2 tRNA genes and 3 rRNA genes are annotated in these 5,425 nt (G+C 53.1%); all 5 read right to left on the bottom strand.

Annotation, left to right across the window (positions count from 1 at the left end):
- Window positions 1–27: 27 nt before the first annotated feature.
- The 5 genes from rrf to ABDB81_RS30140 all read right to left on the bottom strand — a co-directional run bounded on the left by rrf (window position 28) and on the right by ABDB81_RS30140 (window position 5,193).
- A 5S ribosomal RNA gene (gene rrf, locus ABDB81_RS30160) occupies window positions 28–140 on the bottom strand.
- 126 nt (window positions 141–266) lie between these two features.
- Window positions 267–3,147 (bottom strand): 23S ribosomal RNA (locus ABDB81_RS30155).
- A gap of 289 nt (window positions 3,148–3,436) precedes the next feature.
- Window positions 3,437–3,512: transfer RNA gene (locus tag ABDB81_RS30150), tRNA-Ala, on the bottom strand.
- 8 nt (window positions 3,513–3,520) lie between these two features.
- Window positions 3,521–3,597 (bottom strand) — tRNA-Ile (locus ABDB81_RS30145).
- Between the two features lie 64 nt (window positions 3,598–3,661).
- Window positions 3,662–5,193, bottom strand: a 16S ribosomal RNA gene (locus ABDB81_RS30140).
- The 16S, 23S and 5S rRNA genes sit together here with 2 tRNA genes alongside, the layout of an rRNA operon.
- Window positions 5,194–5,425: the final 232 nt, after the last annotated feature.

The following is a 5,425-nucleotide window of genomic DNA, read 5'->3' as shown; positions in this document are numbered from 1 at the left end:
GCTGTCGAGGGGTTTTGGGGCATAAGAGCCTGGCGATGACCTACTTTCACACGGGTATCCGCACTATCATCGGCGCAAAGTCGTTTCACGGTCCTGTTCGGGATGGGAAGGGGTGGTTCCGACTCGCTATGGTCACCAGGCATAAGGGGTTGCCTGCGCTGACATGGGTCAACGCGGGCGAATTGGGTGTAGTAAAGGTTGGGTTGTGTTGTGTCGACCTTGGGCACAAGGCGGATCACAGACACCAGGTAAAACACACTGGTTATAGGATCAAGCCTTACGGGCAATTAGTACTGGTTAGCTTAACGCATTACTGCGCTTCCACACCCAGCCTATCAACGTCCTGGTCTCGAACGACCCTTCAAGGAGGTCAAGCCTCCAGGGAATCCTCATCTTCAGGCGAGTTTCCCGCTTAGATGCTTTCAGCGGTTATCTCTTCCGTACATAGCTACCCTGCGATGCCTCTGGCGAGACAACAGGTACACCAGCGGTACGTCCACTCCGGTCCTCTCGTACTAGGAGCAGCCCCCGTCAAGATTCCAACGCCCACGGCAGATAGGGACCAAACTGTCTCACGACGTTTTAAACCCAGCTCACGTACCTCTTTAAATGGCGAACAGCCATACCCTTGGGACCGGCTACAGCCCCAGGATGAGATGAGCCGACATCGAGGTGCCAAACACCGCCGTCGATATGAACTCTTGGGCGGTATCAGCCTGTTATCCCCAGAGTACCTTTTATCCGTTGAGCGATGGCCCTTCCATTCAGAACCACCGGATCACTATGTCCTGCTTTCGCACCTGCTCGACTTGTCGGTCTCGCAGTTAAGCACGCTTTTGCCATTGCACTTTAGGTACGATGTCCGACCGTACCAAGCGTACCTTCGAACTCCTCCGTTACACTTTGGGAGGAGACCGCCCCAGTCAAACTGCCTACCATGCACTGTCCCCGACCCGGATTCACGGGTCAAGGTTAGAACCTCAAACAAACCAGGGTGGTATTTCAAGGACGGCTCCACGTGAACTAGCGTCCACGCTTCAAAGCCTCCCACCTATCCTACACAGATCGGTTCAAAGTCCAATGCAAAGCTACAGTAAAGGTTCATGGGGTCTTTCCGTCTAGCCGCGGGGAGATTGCATCATCACAAACACTTCAACTTCGCTGAGTCTCGGGAGGAGACAGTGTGGCCATCGTTACGCCATTCGTGCAGGTCGGAACTTACCCGACAAGGAATTTCGCTACCTTAGGACCGTTATAGTTACGGCCGCCGTTTACCGGGACTTCAATCAAGAGCTTGCACCCCATCATTTAATCTTCCGGCACCGGGCAGGCGTCACACCCTATACGTCCACTTTCGTGTTTGCAGAGTGCTGTGTTTTTATTAAACAGTCGCAGCCACCATTTTATTGCAACCCCTTCACCCTTCTGGCGCAGGCCAGTCAAGCTACCAGGGCGTACCTTATCCCGAAGTTACGGTACCAATTTGCCGAGTTCCTTCTCCCGAGTTCTCTCAAGCGCCTTAGAATACTCATCTCGCCCACCTGTGTCGGTTTGCGGTACGGTCTCGTATGACTGAAGCTTAGAGGCTTTTCTTGGAACCACTTCCGATTGCTTCGCAGCATAAAGCCGCTCGCCCCACATCCTTGAATCCCGCGCCCGGATTTGCCAAAGCGCCTTCTCCAATGCAGGGACCGGGACTTCCAACACCCGGACAACCTTCCGCGATCCGTCCCCCCATCGCATCATACGACGGTGCAGGAATATTAACCTGCTTCCCATCAGCTACGCATCTCTGCCTCGCCTTAGGGGCCGACTCACCCTACGCCGATGAACGTTGCGTAGGAAACCTTGGGCTTACGGCGAGGGGGCCTTTCACCCCCTTTATCGCTACTCATGTCAGCATTCGCACTTCTGATACCTCCAGCATCCTTTACAAGACACCTTCACAGGCTTACAGAACGCTCTCCTACCACGCACATAAATGTGCGTCCGCAGCTTCGGTGACTGGCTTAGCCCCGTTACATCTTCCGCGCAGGACGACTCGATCAGTGAGCTATTACGCTTTCTTTAAAGGGTGGCTGCTTCTAAGCCAACCTCCTGACTGTTTTAGCCTTCCCACTTCGTTTCCCACTTAGCCAATCTTGGGGACCTTAGCTGGCGGTCTGGGTTGTTTCCCTCTTGACACCGGACGTTAGCACCCGATGTCTGTCTCCCGTGATTGCACTCTTCGGTATTCGGAGTTTGCTATGGCGGGGTAATCAGCAATAGACCCCCCAACCATGACAGTGCTCTACCCCCGAAGGTGACACACGAGGCACTACCTAAATAGTTTTCGGAGAGAACCAGCTATTTCCAGATTTGTTTAGCCTTTCACCCCTATCCACAGCTCATCCCCTAACTTTTCAACGTTAGTGGGTTCGGTCCTCCAGTACGTGTTACCGCACCTTCAACCTGGCCATGGATAGATCATCTGGTTTCGGGTCTACACCCAGCGACTCAACGCCCTATTCGGACTCGCTTTCGCTACGCCTTCCCTAACCGGTTAAGCTTGCCACTGAATGTAAGTCGCTGACCCATTATACAAAAGGTACGCCGTCACCCGTTTCCAGGCTCCGACTGTTTGTATGCATGCGGTTTCAGGATCTATTTCACTCCCCTCCCGGGGTTCTTTTCGCCTTTCCCTCACGGTACTGGTTCACTATCGGTCGATTACGAGTATTTAGCCTTGGAGGATGGTCCCCCCATCTTCAGACAGGATTTCACGTGTCCCGCCCTACTTGTCGTACACCTAGTTCCACAATGCTGTTTTCGCATACAGGGCTATCACCTGCTATGGCCGGGCTTTCCATCCCGTTCTGCTAACAACGCTGCTAAAGAGTACAAGGCTCTTCCCATTTCGTTCGCCACTACTCTGGGAATCTCGGTTGATTTCTGTTCCTGCAGCTACTTAGATGTTTCAGTTCGCCGCGTTCGCTTCCCTGACCTATGTATTCAGTCAGGGATGACCCATAAGGGCCGGGTTTCCCCATTCGGACATCTCCGGATCAAAGCTTGTTTGCCAGCTCCCCGAAGCTTTTCGCAGGCTACCGCGTCCTTCATCGCCTGTAATCGCCAAGGCATCCACCACATGCACTTGTTCGCTTGACCCTATAACGAGTGTGTCTCATTCAAGACACCGCTATAGGTCTGAGTTCTCGCGTTTGTGCCGTATTCCAAGTCATCTTTCGATCACTTAAATACATTTTGGTTGATACAATCACAACCCGGTATCGTGTTTTGTACTGCAGCGTCTCATCAACGCTTCACGACACCTTTACTACATCCCATATTGTTAAAGAACAGCCAGTTCGCACTTCGTGCGAAACTGATAGCAATAGCCAAAGACTAAAATTCAGAACCTCTGAATCCTGGTCTTTGACAACTACCCCAAGGTAAGTGGTGGAGGATGACGGGATCGAACCGACGACCCCCTGCTTGCAAAGCAGGTGCTCTCCCAGCTGAGCTAATCCCCCGGATAACTTGGTGGGTCTGGTAGGACTTGAACCTACGACCCCCGCCTTATCAAGACGGTGCTCTAACCACCTGAGCTACAGACCCTTGGCTGTAACACTCAAACAAACCGATAAGTGTGAACGCTTGACTTGTGAACACAAGCCTCTGGAAAGGAGGTGATCCAGCCGCACCTTCCGATACGGCTACCTTGTTACGACTTCACCCCAGTCATGAACCCTGCCGTGGTAATCGCCCTCCTTGCGGTTAGGCTAACTACTTCTGGCAAAACCCACTCCCATGGTGTGACGGGCGGTGTGTACAAGACCCGGGAACGTATTCACCGCGGCATGCTGATCCGCGATTACTAGCGATTCCAGCTTCACGTAGTCGAGTTGCAGACTACGATCCGGACTACGATGCGTTTTCTGGGATTAGCTCCCCCTCGCGGGTTGGCAACCCTCTGTACGCACCATTGTATGACGTGTGAAGCCCTACCCATAAGGGCCATGAGGACTTGACGTCATCCCCACCTTCCTCCGGTTTGTCACCGGCAGTCTCTCTAGAGTGCCCTTGCGTAGCAACTAAAGATAAGGGTTGCGCTCGTTGCGGGACTTAACCCAACATCTCACGACACGAGCTGACGACAGCCATGCAGCACCTGTGTCCACTTTCCCTTTCGGGCACCTGATGCATCTCTGCTTCGTTAGTGGCATGTCAAGGGTAGGTAAGGTTTTTCGCGTTGCATCGAATTAATCCACATCATCCACCGCTTGTGCGGGTCCCCGTCAATTCCTTTGAGTTTTAATCTTGCGACCGTACTCCCCAGGCGGTCAACTTCACGCGTTAGCTACGTTACTGAAGAAATGAATCCCCAACAACTAGTTGACATCGTTTAGGGCGTGGACTACCAGGGTATCTAATCCTGTTTGCTCCCCACGCTTTCGTGCATGAGCGTCAGTGACGTCCCAGGGGGCTGCCTTCGCCATCGGTATTCCTCCACATCTCTACGCATTTCACTGCTACACGTGGAATTCTACCCCCCTCTGACATACTCTAGCCTTGCAGTCACAAGCGCAATTCCCAAGTTGAGCTCGGGGATTTCACGCCTGTCTTACAAAACCGCCTGCGCACGCTTTACGCCCAGTAATTCCGATTAACGCTCGCACCCTACGTATTACCGCGGCTGCTGGCACGTAGTTAGCCGGTGCTTATTCTTCCGGTACCGTCATCCACCCCAGGTATTAACCGAAGCGATTTCTTTCCGGACAAAAGTGCTTTACAACCCGAAGGCCTTCTTCACACACGCGGCATTGCTGGATCAGGGTTGCCCCCATTGTCCAAAATTCCCCACTGCTGCCTCCCGTAGGAGTCTGGGCCGTGTCTCAGTCCCAGTGTGGCTGATCGTCCTCTCAGACCAGCTACTGATCGTCGCCTTGGTGGGCCTTTACCCCACCAACTAGCTAATCAGACATCGGCCGCTCCTGCTGCGTGAGGCCTTGCGGTCCCCCACTTTCACCCTCAGGTCGTATGCGGTATTAGCTAATCTTTCGACTAGTTATCCCCCACAACAGGGTACGTTCCGATGTATTACTCACCCGTTCGCCACTCGCCACCAGACCGAAGTCCGTGCTGCCGTTCGACTTGCATGTGTAAGGCATGCCGCCAGCGTTCAATCTGAGCCAGGATCAAACTCTTCAGTTCAATCTCTGTGTGACCCTTCGGTTTCCCTACAGGTCTCGCTCTTTCGAGCGGTCGCTCACTCTCAGAAAACTGACTCGACTGCTCCGAAGAACAATCGAACATGTTTTACTGTGCGAGCACTTGATACTTTTGAAGCAACACTAAGAACCCGAAGTCCTCAGCGGCGTTCGCCATCAAGCGCCCACACTTATCGGTTGTTTGGTTGTTAAAGAACATTGACGAACAGCTTTGC

Source organism: Cupriavidus sp. DL-D2 (assembly GCF_039710735.1).
Taxonomy (GTDB): Bacteria; Pseudomonadota; Gammaproteobacteria; order Burkholderiales; family Burkholderiaceae; genus Cupriavidus.
The sequence above is the reverse complement of the archived record's forward strand: the minus strand, read 5'-3'. Positions and strand labels throughout refer to the sequence as shown.